Below are 15,718 nucleotides of genomic sequence, written 5' to 3' on the forward strand. Positions count from 1 at the left end.
AGCTCAACTTACCCCGTGCATGACTACTTTGTGAAACGAATAAACGTGCAAAAAGCGAACGATGGATCAGTGATTTTACCCTGATTTAAAGCGGAAACTGTGAATATGTTCCCTTTCCCCCAGTCGTGAGACTGCATCATTTAATAGGAACATCCAAGGCGTAGCACGCTGTCGCTGGCAAGACGTATCAGGCGCTGTAAATAATTAAGTAGAGAATTACAATATGAAACGTATGCTGATCAATGCAACGCAGCAAGAAGAAATGCGCGTGGCACTGGTTGACGGCCAGCGTCTATACGATCTAGATATAGAAAGCCCTGGTCACGAACAGAAAAAAGCCAATATCTATAAGGGTAAAATTACCCGTATCGAACCATCCCTAGAAGCCGCATTTGTTGATTATGGCGCCGAGCGTCACGGATTCCTTCCTTTAAAAGAAATCGCTAAAACGTATTTCCCTGATGGTTATACATTCAATGGTCGCCCTAACATCAAAGACGTGATCAAAGAAGGTCAAGAAGTCATCGTTCAGGTTGATAAAGAAGAACGTGGTCAAAAAGGCGCGGCACTCACAACGTTTATCAGCGTCGCTGGTAGTTACTTGGTATTAATGCCTAATAACCCAAGAGCTGGCGGTATTTCACGTCGTATCGAAGGTGACGAGCGCATTGAGCTAAAAGAAGCATTGAGTCGCTTAAACGTACCTAAAGGTATGGGTCTTATCGTTCGCACCGCGGGCGTAGGTAAATCTTTCGAAGAACTAGAGTACGATCTTAAGGCGCTACTTGTTCATTGGGACGCAATCCAAAATGCGGCAAATAGCGGTAAAGCACCTTTCTTAATTCACCAAGAAAGTAACGTTATCTTCCGTGCAATTCGCGATTATTTACGTCGTGATATCGGTGAGATCCTAATTGATAAACCGCGTGTTTTTGAAGAAGCGAAGGCGCATATCGAGCGTTTCCGTCCAGATTTCATCAATCGTGTTAAGCTTTATCAAAACGATGTGCCGTTATTTACGCATTATCAAATTGAGAGTCAGATTGAGTCAGCTTTCCAGCGTGAAGTGCGTTTGCCTTCAGGTGGTTCTATCGTCATTGATCCAACAGAAGCACTCACTTCTATCGATATCAACTCGTCAAAAGCGACAAAAGGTGGCGATATAGAAGAGACGGCGCTGAACACTAACTTAGAAGCGGCTGACGAGATTGCGCGCCAGTTACGTTTACGTGACTTAGGTGGACTAATCGTTATCGACTTTATCGATATGACTCCGCCTCGCCATCAACGTGAAGTAGAGAACCGCTTGAAGGAAGCCGTTCGTACTGACCGTGCTCGCGTGCAAATCGGTAAGATTTCTCGTTTCGGCCTGTTAGAAATGTCGCGTCAACGTTTGCGTCCGTCGTTAGGTGAAGCGAGCCAGCATACGTGTCCACGCTGTGACGGCCAAGGCACCATTCGCTCAAACGAATCCATTGCTTTGTCTATCTTGCGTCTAATCGAAGAAGAAGCTATCAAAGATAATACCGCTCAGGTCAACGCCCAAGTGCCTGTTGCTGTTGGTGCTTATCTATTAAATGAAAAGCGTCGTTCTGTGCAACGCATCGAAAAGCGCCATGAGTGCCACGTTGTTATCATTCCTAACCAACATCTAGAAACACCTCACTATGAAGTGGTTAGATTGCGTAAAGATGAAACAACAGAAGCAGCAAGCTATGAGCAGATCACTGCGCCAGAGCCTGAAGTCGTTGAAATTGCTCGAGCTCAAGCGATTGTGAAAGAGGAGCCTGTGTTAAAAGGTGTCGTTATGCCTGATGCACCAGCGCCTGCGCCAGCCCCTACTCCAACTCAAGCTGCAAAACCACAAGCACGTAAGCCACAAGCACAACCAGCTCAAAACGGCACCAGCCTGTTTGCAAAGATTGGTCAATGGTTCAAGAGCCTATTTGCTAGTGACAGCGATAACAAAGAAGAAAACAAATCTTCTGAAGAAAAATCATCGCGCGATAACAACCGTGATAATCGCCGTCGCAATAATAACAATCGTCGTCGCAACAATAACCGCCGTCGTAACGATCAACAAAAAGAAACAACGGTTGAATCGAAAGACGAAAACAACGGTAACGAGCAACGTGGTGATAACCGCAAACGCCGTCGTCCAAATAACAGAAAACGCCAAGATCAGGACAAAGCAAACCGTCCGGCTAAGGAATCTGTAAACGATAACGTTGAAGCGGTCGAGGCTAACGACGCGCCCGTTAAAGAAGCGACAGTAAAACCACGCAGACAAAGACGTAATCTTCGCAAGAAGGTACGTGTGGAAGAAACCAACGCACAGGATACTAACACCTCAGAGCAAGCTAGCACTGAAGAAGTGAAAGTAGAAGCAAAGCCGCTTGAACAACCAGCGAAAACGGCAGCTGAGCCTAAAGCTGAACAAAAGCCAAGGCAAAGAAAAGCGAAACCTGTCGCGGATAAGTCAGAGCAAGAGTCTGCAACGAACGAACAAGTAGCTGCACCTTCTGAACAAGCTGACGTACACGCTCAAGCAAAGCAGCAAGAAACTGCTAACACTGAGCGCCACGAACAAAACGATGTTACCGAGGTGGTATCTGCTGAACTTTCAGAATCGCAAATTGATGATGAAAATAAAGGGCCGCACTCGCTCTAGACGTTCTCCGCGTCATCTGAGAGCAGCTGGTCAACGTCGCCGTCGTCAGGATACGCCTGAAAAAGGTCAAGCTGCTGCATTTGTGCCCGTTGCAGATCAAGCCGCTGCAGAATACGAAGCAGAGCTAAAAGCAAAATCTTCTTTTGACACTGACGTTCAAGAAGGTGTACAGCAAGAAGCAAGTACGATTGAGACTCAGTCGTCACCTGAAACGGTAACTGAAGATAATGCACCAGCGGCAGAAGCGACTGTTTCTGAGACGCACACTGATGCAGAGCAAGATGTCGCAGCTAAGCCAGCCGAAGCACCGGTTGACGAAAATGAAGCACAAGAAATAGAGCCTGCAAACGAAGTTGAGGCAACCACAGCTGAAGCACCAATGCAACAAGCTGCACAGCCCGAAACGTCTGCAAGCGCTGACGAAGTAGTCGCAGAAGAAGTAGAAGCTGCACAGCCAGAAGAAGCAAAAGTGGTTAAAGCTGAGCCAATCGCTGACACAGTAGAGACTGAACAAGTTGAAACTGCGAAGGCTGAAGATGAAGCTGAAACTGCAATTGTAGAAGAAACTCAGGCTTCTGACACTGAGGCAACACCTGAAGTTCAGGAGCCAGCAGTCGAGGCACAGGCAACAGAAGCGGTTGTGGAAACAACAGCAGTTGAAGCAGTTACTGAATCTTCAACTGAAGAGACTCCAGCCGCTAACGCTATTGAGGCACCTACTCAACAGGTAGTAAACGGCAACTCTGTACAAAGCCGTGTACGCTTCAACCAAACGGCTGCAGCGCCAATGACAAAAGCACAAAGCGTGATTGAGGATGTCGTGGTAGAAACACCGTCTGCGATGCCACATGAACAGCGTCAGGCTGTGGCGAATAGCGGCTTGGGTGTTGGCTCTAAGTCACCAACAGGCAGAGCAAGCGCCGACATGGCCTCTCCTGCTCAGGTTGACTAAGCAGTAATTGAAAAGCCAGTCTCTTAAGACTGGCTTTTTTGTGTCCGAATTTTACTGAGCAGACAAATGGTAATACCAGTCCTTCGTAGCACTCCGTGCTATTTATCAGTAGAATGCCGTCAATTCTTTGATCGTTAAAGTCAAAAGTATGATCACACTTAAGAGATTTAAAAACGCCTCTTTAAAAGGTGACCTATTCGGTGGTGTAACCACTGCGATTATTTCTTTACCACTCGCACTCGCTTTTGGTGTTGCCTCTGGTGCTGGCGCAGAAGCTGGGATGTGGGGCGCAATTTTGGTTGGCTTATTTGCCGCACTGTTCGGTGGTTCAACCTCCCTCATTTCTGAACCAACCGGCCCAATGACTGTTATCATGACAGCAGTACTCACCGCCATGATGAGCAAGTATCCCGAAAATGGTCTTGCGATGGGCTTTACTGTTGTCATGATGGCAGGTGCTTTTCAGGTTTTACTCGGTACGCTCAAGTTAGGTAAATACGTTACCTTGATGCCTTACAGCGTCATCTCCGGATTTATGTCTGGTATTGGTGTTATCCTCATTATTTTGCAGCTTGCTCCTTTACTTGGACACCAAGCGCCTGCAGGTGGTGTTATTGGCACTTTATCTAACTTGCCCAGCCTGCTGATGGACTTACACTTTTCTGAGTTGTTCCTCGGGGTGATCACACTTGCAATCTTATTCAAAATGCCAAGTAAGTGGCGTCAATACGTCCCCGCTCAGCTGGTCGCACTCGTCGCCGTTACACTGCTTTCAATCATTATTTTTGATACAGATAGTATTCGCCGCATCGGTGAAATTCCAAGTGGCCTGCCAAGTATTATGTTTCCAGTATTATCACCAGAGCTATTAGTTGAAATGCTTATCGATGCACTGGTATTGGGCACTTTGGGCTGTATAGATACGTTGCTAACAGCAGTAATAGCCGACAGTTTAACGCGAACCGAGCATGATTCTGATAAAGAGCTCAGAGGCCAAGGTATTGCCAATATGATAGCTGGCCTTTTTGGTGCATTGCCAGGTGCTGGCGCAACGATGGGAACAGTGGTCAATATCCAAGTGGGTGCTCGCTCGCCAATTGCTGGGATATTCAGGGCACTCATTTTAATGGCAGTAGTCTTTATCGCGGGCAGTTTGACCGAGCCAATCCCAATGGCGGTGCTTGCTGGTATTGCAGTGTATGTTGGTTTTAATATTCTGGATTGGAGTTTTATCCAGCGTGCTCATAAGCTTAGTGTCAGTCAAATGGCGATTATGTATGGCGTAATGCTACTTACCGTTTTTGTTGACCTGATTGTTGCTGTGGGCCTTGGCGTATTTATCTCTAATGTGATGATCATAGAGAGATTAAGCCGAGTGCAAGCTAATCACGTTAAAGCAATTAGCGACAGTGATAGCGATGAAGATGTACCACTGACGAAAAAAGAAAGCGAGCTGTTAGATAAAGCCAACGGTAAACTATTATTCTTTTATCTTTCCGGGCCAATGATTTTTAGCGTCTCAAAAGCAATCGCAAGACAACACCGCAAGATTAGTGAATACAAAGCCATGGTATTAGACTTAAGCGACGTAGCTATGATTGACGTCACCGTGGGCTTAGCCATTGAAAATGCGATTACAGATGCGCTTGATGCGAACTGTAGCGTGTTTATCTATTCACCGAATCTGGAGACCACCGATAAACTCAAGCGCTTAAACATTCATGACCGTCTAGACGACCGTGCGTTTTGTGATAGTCGCGAGATAGCGCTCAGCCAAGCCATTGATACTATGGCTAAAACTTATTAAAGTGCGCACTTAAGTGATCTAGTAACAATCGTAAACTGGTCGCGACAAATTGTCTGGGTGGATACAGCGCCCAGACGCCCTCCTCTTCAGGTCTAAAATTGGTGAGTACCTCTGTTAGCTCACCACTCTCTAGCGCCTCTTGCACGTAATAATGTGGTAACTGTACCAAACCTAAGCCTTGTTTTGCTGCTTCCAAGAGCCCCCAACCACTGTTACAACGAAGTGGTCCCGCCACTTTAATTTGTCGCGCTTTACCGTGCTCAACAAAGCGCCATTCGCTACTATTGCCAATCAAACATTTATGATTGCTAAGCTCAGCGAGCGTATGCGGTTGGCCAAATTGATTTAAATAGATATTTGCACCACACACCATGGTTTTGCGTGTGGTTAGCCGTTTAGCGCGCAGTGATGAATCCTGTAACTTACCGAGTCGAATTGCCAAGTCAAAGCCTTTATCGAGTAAGTCGACTTGGTTGTTCGTCAAATGCATTTCAACCTCAACTTTGGGATACAAACGCATAAAGTCAACTACCGCAGGCATGACATAAGATTCGCCGTACATTACTGGTGCGGTAAGCTTAAGTTTGCCTGTTGGCTGTCTATCACGTTGACGGATTGCAGCAGTGGCGTCATCTAACCCATGCTGCAAATGCTTTGCGTGAGATAAGAATACTTCACCTTCCTGAGTCAGCGCTAATTTTCGGGTAGTGCGCGTCAAAAGTTGTATGTTGAGCCGCTCCTCTAACATCTTCACTCGGCGACTAATTTGCGCAACCGAAGTATTTAACTGAGTTGCAGCCCCACTAAATGAGCCATTACTTGCGACCGCAACAAACTCATCAATGCCAATCCATCTATCCATTATTACATATACGTAAAAGTCTTTATGATTTTCATAGATTATCAAAAATCATAATGTAGTTATACTGCTACCAACTTTTAAGAAAGGAACAAACCATGTCTGAATTTATTAAATCTAAAGCAGCAATCGCTTGGGGCCCAGGTCAACCGCTTAGTATTGAAGAAGTTGATGTTATGCCACCGAAAAAAGGCGAAGTCTTAGTTAAAATCACCGCAACAGGCGTATGCCATACCGACGCTTTCACTTTGTCTGGCGACGATCCTGAGGGCGTATTCCCAGCCATTTTAGGTCATGAAGGCGCAGGTATTGTTGAAGCAGTTGGTGAAGGCGTTACTAGCGTTGCCGTTGGCGACCACGTGATCCCATTGTACACACCGGAGTGTGGCGAATGTAAGTTCTGTAAGTCTGGTAAAACGAACCTTTGTCAGCAGATCCGTGAAACCCAAGGTAAAGGCTTGATGCCTGATGGCACAACCCGCTTTTATAAAGACGGCCAACCAATTTATCACTACATGGGCACGTCAACGTTCTCTGAGTACACTGTACTGCCAGAAATCTCTTTGGCTAAAGTAAACAAAGCAGCGCCTCTTGAGGAAATCTGCTTGCTTGGCTGTGGTGTTACCACGGGAATGGGCGCAGTAATGAATACCGCTAAAGTGCAAAAAGGCGATACCGTTGCCATTTTCGGCCTAGGTGGGATCGGCTTGTCTGCTATCATTGGCGCGACAATGGCTGGCGCGAGTCGGATCATCGGTATCGACATCAATGAAGATAAGTTTGAGCTGGCGACAAAGCTTGGCGCAACCGATCTTATCAACCCGAAAAACTTCGACAAACCTATCCAAGAAGTGATCGTTGAAATGACCGATGGCGGTGTGGATTTCTCATTCGAATGTATCGGTAACGTAGATGTCATGAGAAGTGCCCTTGAGTGCTGTCACAAAGGCTGGGGTGAGTCGGTGATCATCGGTGTTGCAGGCGCAGGACAAGAGATTTCAACACGCCCATTCCAATTGGTTACTGGTCGCGTATGGCGCGGTAGCGCTTTTGGTGGCGTAAAAGGTCGCTCAGAGCTTCCTGAGATTGTTGAACGCTATATGGCTGGTGAATTCAAGCTCAATGACTTTATCACTCATACCATGAAGCTCGAAGATATTAATGAAGCCTTTGATTTAATGCATGAAGGCAAGAGTATCCGCTCGGTGATCCATTACTAGTACCCGCTTAAGGACGCACAGGTTGCGTCCTATTTCACTTAATTAAGGAGCACTTGATGGAACTGATTTCCAGCAACAAAGTATCCGGCGGTTGGCATAAGCGCTACACACATACCAGCCAGTCGACGCAGTGTGAAATGACCTTCGCCATTTTTTTACCTGAAATCGTCAATGAGGGACAACAAGTCCCAGTTTTATATTGGCTCTCAGGGTTAACCTGCAGCGATGAAAACTTCATGCAAAAAGCAGGTGCGTTTAAAAAAGCCAACGAGCTTGGCATCGCGATTGTCGCACCAGATACAAGCCCGCGTGGAGAAGGCGTTGCAGACGACGAAAATGGTGCTTATGACTTTGGTCTAGGTGCGGGGTTTTACGTCAATGCGACACAGGCGCCGTATAGTCAACATTATCAAATGTATGACTACGTGACAGAAGAGCTGCCTCAGTTAATCGAAACGCACTTCCCTGTTAGCCCACAAAAAGCTATTAGTGGTCACTCCATGGGTGGGCATGGTGCGTTAATTATTGGGCTTAGAAACCCTGATGCCTATACGAGTATCTCTGCGTTTAGCCCAATCGTTAACCCAAGTAACTGTCCCTGGGGTCAAAAAGCGCTAACAGGATATTTAGGGGACGACAAACAGTGTTGGCAACAATATGACGCGACCGAACTATTGTCGCACTATGTTAGTCCAACAAAACGTCCGATACTCATTGAGCAAGGTTCAAGTGACCAGTTTTTAGACGAGCAGCTAAAGCCTTGGTTATTCGAACAAGCTGCAGAAAAAGCAGGCTACCCTATCACGCTAAACATGCATGAAGGTTACGATCATAGCTATTTCTTTATCTCGAGCTTTATTGAAAATCATCTTGAGTTTCATGCTAACTATATGAGGTGAGCCTGACTGCCGTTTGCGCATTTCAAGCACTAAGCTAAAAATAAAAAAGGCGTACTCCCTGTACGCCTTGCTTGCTTAACATTAGGGCCTGTTTATCTTTCAAGTTTGTTTTTGCAGCAGTTTGATTGGTATTTATACAAGGCAGTCGCGTATGGCGCGGTAGCGCTTTTGGTGGCGTAAAAGGTCGCTCAGAGCTTCCTGAGATTGTTGAACGCTATATGGCTGGGGAATTCAAGCTCAATGACTTTATCACTCATACCATGAAGCTCGAAGATATTAATGAAGCCTTTGATTTAATGCATGAAGGCAAGAGTATCCGCTCGGTGATCCATTACTAGTACCCGCTTAAGGACGCACAGGTTGCGTCCTATTTCACTTAATTAAGGAGCACTTGATGGAACTGATTTCCAGCAACAAAGTATCCGGCGGTTGGCATAAGCGCTACACACATACCAGCCAGTCGACGCAGTGTGAAATGACCTTCGCCATTTTTTTACCTGAAATCGTCAATGAGGGACAACAAGTCCCAGTTTTATATTGGCTCTCAGGGTTAACCTGCAGCGATGAAAACTTCATGCAAAAAGCAGGTGCGTTTAAAAAAGCCAACGAGCTTGGCATCGCGATTGTCGCACCAGATACAAGCCCGCGTGGAGAAGGCGTTGCAGACGACGAAAATGGTGCTTATGACTTTGGTCTAGGTGCGGGGTTTTACGTCAATGCGACACAGGCGCCGTATAGTCAACATTATCAAATGTATGACTACGTGACAGAAGAGCTGCCTCAGTTAATCGAAACGCACTTCCCTGTTAGCCCACAAAAAGCTATTAGTGGTCACTCCATGGGTGGGCATGGTGCGTTAATTATTGGGCTTAGAAACCCTGATGCCTATACGAGTATCTCTGCGTTTAGCCCAATCGTTAACCCAAGTAACTGTCCCTGGGGTCAAAAAGCGCTAACAGGATATTTAGGGGACGACAAACAGTGTTGGCAACAATATGACGCGACCGAACTATTGTCGCACTATGTTAGTCCAACAAAACGTCCGATACTCATTGAGCAAGGTTCAAGTGACCAGTTTTTAGACGAGCAGCTAAAGCCTTGGTTATTCGAACAAGCTGCAGAAAAAGCAGGCTACCCTATCACGCTAAACATGCATGAAGGTTACGATCATAGCTATTTCTTTATCTCGAGCTTTATTGAAAATCATCTTGAGTTTCATGCTAACTATATGAGGTGAGCCTGACTGCCGTTTGCGCATTTCAAGCACTAAGCTAAAAATAAAAAAGGCGTACTCCCTGTACGCCTTGCTTGCTTAACATTAGGGCCTGTTTATCTTTCAAGTTTGTTTTTGCAGCAGTTTGATTGGTATTTATACAAGGCAGAGCCTGCGTAGCATAGTTGTTCTATGTGAGTCAGGCGAGAACACAGTAGAAATGCCAAGCAATCGCTGCCCTTTGGGTTCACCTGAGTGCGCTTTGTTCATTGTTGCTCAACTTTTGTCTAGATTACTAGGCGGCAAGTCGAGCGCCGCGACCAAAACACACTCAGGAGAACAAAAATCAAACAGCAAAGGTCAACAGGCCCTATTCTTTGTATCAAATCATCAGATTAAATCGCCGTATGGATTCGTTGGACAAAGCTGTATGCTTTGCTCGAACCCAGGAATGGCTAACTCTTGCTGACTTAAATTCAATTCAGACTCATCAATCATGCCATTGCCAAAACGATAAATCAGCTCGTATTGGCCATAATCGGCCGCTTGCTGATATGCAATTTGTCTTTGTGTTGTAATCGCAAGTTGTTGCTCGTAACTTGCAAACTCAGCTTGGCTATAACGCTTGCTTAGTAGCTGCTTCGTAAGATTTGGAGAAAGTACTGTTGCTGTTGCATTGTTACCACCAAAGCCCTTTGAATTTATAAAGGCGATATCCATTGGCTCGCACTCATAGTGCTCGGTACGAATATCTAAATGCTCGGCGTGAACATCCTCTGCTACTGCATTGATTGTAGTGATCCCAGGCATAATATTGTATTCAAACACCCCAAGTGCCATCGCTAGCTGATCGCCAGATGCCGGCGCGATGGTATGACCAACATAGGCTTTTGGCGCCGCCACTTTCCAACCATTAATCGCAAAGGTTTCTGCAATTTTGTGGTAGATGAGCGACTCTGTAACCCGGTTTTGTGGTGTACTTGAGCCATGTGCCAAAATAAAGCTGCGTTTCACTAACGCCTCGGTGCCTGCGATTTGCTGAGCCAGTGCGACCGATTTTGCCATGGTAATATAATTACCAGGTCCGGGTGCCGTAATCGACTTTTTCACGCCGTCTGCGTTGACATATACATCGGCCACAGAACCCATAATCTGCGCGCCAAGCTCAAGTGTTAAGGCGTCATCCATCAAAATCGCCACTTGTGCCCCTTCACCAATTGTAAAGCCACAGTTTTCACCAAAAGGACGACTTGTTTTGCGATAATCTACACACTCAGTATCATCAAGTTTACGCAAGCCTTCTTCATTTGCGAGTGCGCCCATATTACCGAAGCCTTCGATGATCTCTGGTGTAATAGCACACTCAACACTGGCTACAATCGCCACTCGAGTACGCCCAGCCTGAATATCATTCACTGCAGCGCGAAGGTTATATAGAAACGTTGCACAGGCACCTGATGTCGTAAACGTTGTGCCAACGCTGCCCGTAACATAAGCATTGATAAAGTCAGTGGACATGGTATTGAGTCCTAGCGCCAACTGCTTAGTGCTTACTCGGTCGCCACGTAAACGACTGCGTACTAATCCACCTAAGCCCTCATCATTCATTTGCCCAGCCACAGAGGCGGAGTAAGTGCCGATTTGGTCAGGTCGTACACTGTTCATTACCTTGTCCCACTCAAGACCCGTTGAGCGGATAGCATCGGTTGCAGCGAAAATAGTTGCCTGAAGGCCGCGTGGTTGGTAACGGCTGTTATACATAAGTGACGGCTCAAAGCCTGTTGGTAATTGACCTGCGGCTTTAATTGGGTTGTCTCTGAAGCTATCGTGCTTAACTTCAATCTGCTCCGCAATGGTTACTTCAACCGTTTTTGGATCAAGCTCAATCACTTGCCAAGCTGCAGGAACTGGCTCTGGTAAGTCACGCTTACGACAACTGAATACTATCTTGCTGTCATCATTTGCTTTCATTGTGAGCTTTTGCTGCCAAGGAGTCGCATCTACATCAAAATGGTTTTTTTCGATTTTACGGATCAACGTTCCCGCTAAGATTTGCTCACCAAAACGCGACTCAATCTCCACCTCTTGAACGACTTGGTCGTTTTGGTCAATCAGCTGACCATCTTCATACCGCACTAAGTTCATTAAACTCGCAAGGCCCAAATAGGTCTCTTGTCGGTCTTTAGCATTTAGCTTATCAAGTACAATACGTTTGTAGCCTTGATGGAAAGAGGTGCGCCCCGCGGCGTTAATACCCCCCATTCCTACAATAATTGGCAATGCTGTCATGTCGTTCCTACTTCTGAACTAAGATAATGACTTGATTTTAATTGCATTCGAATTTAAGTTTTTACAAAATACGCCACACATAAATCATTTTTCGCCAAACCAAAGAGGTCGGAGCAGATGAAATCCTGTACAAAGGTCGCCATTGTGCTTTACAAGCATATGCTCGTTACCAGTGTCACCTTACCGCTGGAAATGCTCAAAGCCGGACAAGCCTTTGCTAAAGTGCATCTAAAAAAGGCTTATGTTCCTTTAGAAGTTCTCCTTTGCAGCAGCCAAGGCGAGGCAGTCAACACCGATAATTACATGACACTTGAGGCACAAAGTGACTTTAGCTCCTTGCCTTTATATGACTACATTATTGTGCCAAGCATATGGCGAAATCCAAGACCTATTGTAAGACAAAACCAAGCGCTGAGTGAGTCACTTGCCGATGCATGGGGAGCAGGAAGCACACTGATAGGTGTAGGTACGGGTGTTTGCTTTTTAGCAAGTTCTGGCCTGCTTGACGGGCATTCAGCAACGACCCACTGGCATTTTGCCAAACAATTTTCTCAGCTATATCCCAATGTTGAATTAAAACCGGATTACTTTATCACTCAATCAGAGCGGATCTACACTGTAGCCAGCTTAAATGCGCTGGCCGATGTGATTGTTCATATTATTGAGTTACTGTACGGGATAGAAGCCGCACACCATGTGCAGCAAAACTTCTCTCATGAAATTCGTAAACCGTACGAAGAACAGCGCTATTTAGAGGGTGCTGTTGACCGTCATGCTGACGAGCAAATTGCTGCAATTCAATTTTGGCTGAAAAATAACGCCGCATCGGAAATCTCTTTACCTGCTGTTGCGGCGCAATTTGATTTAAGTTATCGCACCTTTAACCGCCGCTTTAAACAAGCAACAGGACAAACTGCCGTTGCCTACTTACAACAGGTGCGTATTGAAATGTGTAAAGAGCTGCTCGCAAGCAGTAATCTCTCCATTCAAGATATTGCTCTTGCTTCTGGATTTAATTCACAAGGGCAATTAAGCAGAGTATTTAGGCAATTAATGGGAAGATCACCAAGCACATATCGGGCAATAGTAAGAAAGAAATTGTTCTCGTAGCAACTCGTAGCAACTCGTAGCAAAACGAGAGTAAACCACTCTACAGTATTTGCATCACGGTTAACGTTTGCTGTTGGCCGTTGAAGAAAAACGAAATATCTTCGTCTACCGTTAACCCCTTTAGCCGCTTGCCAAGAGGCGCATCAAACGTTAACACCAACACAGGTATTTCTTTATATTGGATTTTTAGCCCGCCTTCGCAAGGCGCAAAATAGAACCAATGACAGTTGCCCTGCTCGTCTTCAATTTCAACTAGTGCGTTATGTGCAATTGTATTGCTCACAGCTAGAGCCAACTGATTCAATATTGTTTGTTTTGCCAAATGCATGGCATCAACGCGCTCACTTTGCCCTTCTGCTAGGTAGCCATACTCGATACTCAACGAGTCGTATTGTGTTTCAGCAGCACTTTGCTCGTGAGTCGCGTCAGCACGAGCACTGTTTGCCGCTTCAGTGGCTTCAATCAGCTTTTGTTCAAGTGCAAACTTGAGATATTCGATAAAAACAGATTTATTCATTGGTAGTTTACAGCTATTGGATGACTGGTAGTAACAGACTGGCCGTTAACGGTTAGCGCCAAACGTAAAATCCAACGCATCGATTTATCCGTGCAAACACCGACCATGGTTTTTGCTATCAGTGTGTTTTTGTCAAAGAACACGGGAATTCTCCCCATGTTCATATTTTCTCCCTCAAGCCATGCCGAAACGACCTCTACTTTAGTCGCACTTTTTAGCCCAATGGTAAATTCTGTTTCAGGTTGAACCTGCTTTGAGCCTAGATAAATCTGCACTTGTGGAGTTAAATCACAGGGCGTTGAAAAATTACAGACATTTCTTGTTACTGAACTTTCACTTTTTTCTGAACTTTCATGTATAATAATAGTCGGGTCTGAACAGGCCACGAGGAAAACACCTAGCAACCCGATTGTTAATTGCTTTGCAATCATGAGGGATTTACCGTCACTTCTGAATCCTGCGCAGTGTACGCAAGTTTCAGGGCAAATGCTAGGTTGCTTAAGAAGCGAACAAAAAGCGCGTGAAAACTTGATTGATGTCATAATTTTAGGCGTTTTAGGTATCTTTTCATAAGCAAAAAAATTATCATTTCCTCGCAAAAATAAAGGTTTCTCGGGCTGGTTAGGTTTTCACTCATCTTTTGAGTTAAAACATGACGGGCTTGAAGAAATATAACTAGGGCCTGTAATTCAGGTAATTCATTTCTAATCGCAATAAATTGCAGCGGAATCCAGAAAATGAGCCAAACAGTAGCATCACAAACTGAGTACAATTATAAAGTTGTACGCCAATTCGCTATCATGACAGTGATTTGGGGCATTGTTGGCATGGGTGTAGGTGTATTTATCGCAGCGCAACTTGCGTGGCCTGCGTTAAACTTCGACATTCCATGGTTAACTTACTCTAGACTTCGTCCGTTACACACGAACGCAGTAATCTTTGCATTTGGTACAAGTGCACTATTTGCAACCTCTTACTATGTTGTTCAGCGCACGTGTCAAACGCGCCTGTTCTCTGACAAACTTGCCGCATTTACCTTCTGGGGTTGGCAAGCCATCATCGTATCTGCGGCTATCACGCTTCCTCTAGGTATTACTTCTTCAAAAGAATACGCTGAACTAGAGTGGCCGATTGATATCGCAATCGCGGTAGTATGGGTTACTTATGCTGTAGTATTCTTTGGTACTCTTATCAAGCGTAAAGTGTCACACATCTATGTAGCAAACTGGTTCTACGCTGGTTTCATTATCACTGTTGCAGTGCTTCACATTGTAAACAGTATGGCTATTCCTGTATCACTTACTAAATCTTATTCAATCTACGCAGGTGCAGTAGATGCGATGGTTCAGTGGTGGTATGGTCACAACGCAGTAGGTTTCCTACTTACCGCTGGTTTCTTAGGTATGATGTACTACTTCGTACCAAAACAAGCAGGTCGTCCAGTTTACTCTTACCGTCTATCGGTTGTTCACTTCTGGGCACTTGTTTCTCTATATATTTGGGCAGGTCCTCACCACCTTCACTACACAGCACTACCTGACTGGACACAGTCTCTAGGTATGGTGATGTCAGTTATCCTATTCGTTCCTTCTTGGGGCGGTATGATCAACGGTATCATGACGCTGTCTGGCGCTTGGCACAAACTACGTACTGACCCTGTACTGCGTTTCTTAGTTGTATCTCTATCGTTCTACGGTATGTCTACGTTTGAAGGCCCAATGATGGCTATTAAGTCTGTAAATGCGCTTTCACACTACACAGACTGGACAGTAGGTCACGTACACTCTGGTGCTCTAGGTTGGGTTGCGATGATTTCTATCGGTGCAATTTACCACCTAATCCCAGCTCTATTTGGTCACGGTAACATGTACAGCATAAAGCTAGTTAACACGCATTTCTGGCTACACACAGTAGGTGTTGTGCTTTATATCGTTGCAATGTGGATCTCTGGTGTTATGCAAGGCCTAATGTGGCGCGCAGTAAATGCTGACGGTACATTAATGTATAGCTTTGTTCAGTCACTAGAAGCTTCTAAGCCTTTCTATATCATGCGATTCCTAGGCGGTGTATTCATCGTAGTTGGAATGCTGGTAATGGCTTACAACGTATTCCGTACGGTTACTGCAAAAAGTGGTCAACTTGCCACTGATGCAAACCCGCAAGTGGCTTAAGGGGTATTGA

At 45.4% G+C, this 15,718-nt stretch carries 10 protein-coding genes and 2 pseudogenes; 8 read left to right on the forward strand and 4 right to left on the reverse strand.

Features of this window, described 5'->3' with window-relative positions; genetic code table 11:
• Window positions 1-223 precede the first annotated feature (223 nt).
• Both rne and PPIS_RS06700 read left to right on the forward strand, forming a co-directional pair.
• A pseudogene (gene rne / locus PPIS_RS06695) lies at window positions 224-3,623 on the forward strand (ribonuclease E).
• A gap of 148 nt (window positions 3,624-3,771) precedes the next feature.
• Window positions 3,772-5,430, forward strand: coding sequence for a SulP family inorganic anion transporter (locus tag PPIS_RS06700; protein WP_010374005.1), 1,659 nt, complete (start codon window positions 3,772-3,774; stop codon window positions 5,428-5,430).
• Here the strand turns inward: PPIS_RS06700 and PPIS_RS06705 are convergent.
• Window positions 5,417-6,292 carry a LysR substrate-binding domain-containing protein gene (locus tag PPIS_RS06705; RefSeq protein ID WP_010374004.1) on the reverse strand — a complete coding sequence of 292 codons (876 nt, stop codon included), beginning with the start codon at window positions 6,290-6,292 and terminating at the stop codon, window positions 5,417-5,419. The two genes, PPIS_RS06700 and PPIS_RS06705, sit on opposite strands and share 14 nt — an antisense overlap.
• Before the next feature lie 95 nt (window positions 6,293-6,387).
• On the opposite strand from PPIS_RS06705, the gene PPIS_RS06710 reads away from it, so the two are divergent.
• From PPIS_RS06710 to fghA (PPIS_RS06725), 4 genes and pseudogenes are all read left to right on the forward strand, one after another.
• Window positions 6,388-7,509 (forward strand): S-(hydroxymethyl)glutathione dehydrogenase/class III alcohol dehydrogenase, encoded by a 1,122-nt coding sequence (locus PPIS_RS06710; protein WP_010374003.1) that lies wholly within the window; start codon window positions 6,388-6,390, stop codon window positions 7,507-7,509.
• A 56-nt stretch (window positions 7,510-7,565) separates the two neighbouring features.
• Entirely contained in the window at window positions 7,566-8,408 is an 843-nt protein-coding gene (gene fghA, locus PPIS_RS06715) for an S-formylglutathione hydrolase (RefSeq protein ID WP_010374002.1), read from the forward strand.
• 146 nt (window positions 8,409-8,554) lie between these two features.
• Window positions 8,555-8,746, forward strand: a pseudogene (locus PPIS_RS06720) (S-(hydroxymethyl)glutathione dehydrogenase); the annotation flags it as partial.
• Window positions 8,747-8,802: 56 nt separating this feature from the next.
• Window positions 8,803-9,645, forward strand: a complete 843-nt coding sequence (gene fghA / locus PPIS_RS06725) for an S-formylglutathione hydrolase (protein ID WP_010374002.1) — start codon at window positions 8,803-8,805, stop codon at window positions 9,643-9,645.
• A 366-nt stretch (window positions 9,646-10,011) separates the two neighbouring features.
• Here the strand turns inward: fghA (PPIS_RS06725) and PPIS_RS06735 are convergent, their stop codons facing one another.
• Window positions 10,012-11,910 carry a beta-ketoacyl synthase gene (locus PPIS_RS06735; RefSeq protein WP_010374001.1) on the reverse strand — a complete coding sequence of 633 codons (1,899 nt, stop codon included), beginning with the start codon at window positions 11,908-11,910 and terminating at the stop codon, window positions 10,012-10,014.
• A 117-nt stretch (window positions 11,911-12,027) separates the two neighbouring features.
• Here PPIS_RS06735 and PPIS_RS06740 point away from each other — a divergent pair, with 117 nt between their 5' ends.
• Window positions 12,028-13,020 (forward strand): GlxA family transcriptional regulator, encoded by a 993-nt coding sequence (locus tag PPIS_RS06740; protein ID WP_010374000.1) that lies wholly within the window; start codon window positions 12,028-12,030, stop codon window positions 13,018-13,020.
• Window positions 13,021-13,060: 40 nt separating this feature from the next.
• On the opposite strand, the gene PPIS_RS06745 is transcribed toward PPIS_RS06740, so the two are convergent.
• Together PPIS_RS06745 and PPIS_RS06750 are read right to left on the reverse strand one after the other, a co-directional pair.
• The gene (locus PPIS_RS06745; protein ID WP_010373999.1) at window positions 13,061-13,537 is read right to left on the reverse strand and encodes a hypothetical protein; all 477 of its coding nucleotides are present in this window, start codon (window positions 13,535-13,537) and stop codon (window positions 13,061-13,063) included.
• Window positions 13,534-13,968 (reverse strand): hypothetical protein, encoded by a 435-nt coding sequence (locus PPIS_RS06750; RefSeq protein ID WP_010373998.1) that lies wholly within the window; start codon window positions 13,966-13,968, stop codon window positions 13,534-13,536. The genes PPIS_RS06745 and PPIS_RS06750 overlap by 4 nt, the downstream gene beginning before the upstream one ends.
• A gap of 306 nt (window positions 13,969-14,274) precedes the next feature.
• Between PPIS_RS06750 and ccoN the strand changes: the two genes are divergently transcribed.
• Window positions 14,275-15,708, forward strand: a complete 1,434-nt coding sequence (gene ccoN / locus PPIS_RS06755; RefSeq protein ID WP_010373997.1) for a cytochrome-c oxidase, cbb3-type subunit I — start codon at window positions 14,275-14,277, stop codon at window positions 15,706-15,708.
• The last annotated feature ends 10 nt before the right edge of the window (window positions 15,709-15,718 follow it).

Origin of the sequence: Pseudoalteromonas piscicida (assembly GCF_000238315.3) — a bacterium.
GTDB lineage: Bacteria > Pseudomonadota > Gammaproteobacteria > Enterobacterales > Alteromonadaceae > Pseudoalteromonas > Pseudoalteromonas piscicida.

What these genes read in the sequence shown, in the direction of transcription:
- PPIS_RS06700 (WP_010374005.1), top strand. Translation starts at nt 3,772, where the DNA reads ATGATCACACTTAAGAGATTTAAAAACGCCTCTTTAAAAGGTGACCTA.
- fghA (WP_010374002.1), top strand. Translation starts at nt 7,566, where the DNA reads ATGGAACTGATTTCCAGCAACAAAGTATCCGGCGGTTGGCATAAGCGC.
- PPIS_RS06740 (WP_010374000.1), top strand. Translation starts at nt 12,028, where the DNA reads ATGAAATCCTGTACAAAGGTCGCCATTGTGCTTTACAAGCATATGCTC.
- PPIS_RS06735 (WP_010374001.1), bottom strand. Translation starts at nt 11,910, where the DNA reads ATGACAGCATTGCCAATTATTGTAGGAATGGGGGGTATTAACGCCGCG.
- ccoN (WP_010373997.1), top strand. Translation starts at nt 14,275, where the DNA reads ATGAGCCAAACAGTAGCATCACAAACTGAGTACAATTATAAAGTTGTA.
- PPIS_RS06710 (WP_010374003.1), top strand. Translation starts at nt 6,388, where the DNA reads ATGTCTGAATTTATTAAATCTAAAGCAGCAATCGCTTGGGGCCCAGGT.
- PPIS_RS06750 (WP_010373998.1), bottom strand. Translation starts at nt 13,968, where the DNA reads ATGATTGCAAAGCAATTAACAATCGGGTTGCTAGGTGTTTTCCTCGTG.
- PPIS_RS06705 (WP_010374004.1), bottom strand. Translation starts at nt 6,292, where the DNA reads ATGGATAGATGGATTGGCATTGATGAGTTTGTTGCGGTCGCAAGTAAT.
- PPIS_RS06745 (WP_010373999.1), bottom strand. Translation starts at nt 13,537, where the DNA reads ATGAATAAATCTGTTTTTATCGAATATCTCAAGTTTGCACTTGAACAA.
- fghA (WP_010374002.1), top strand. Translation starts at nt 8,803, where the DNA reads ATGGAACTGATTTCCAGCAACAAAGTATCCGGCGGTTGGCATAAGCGC.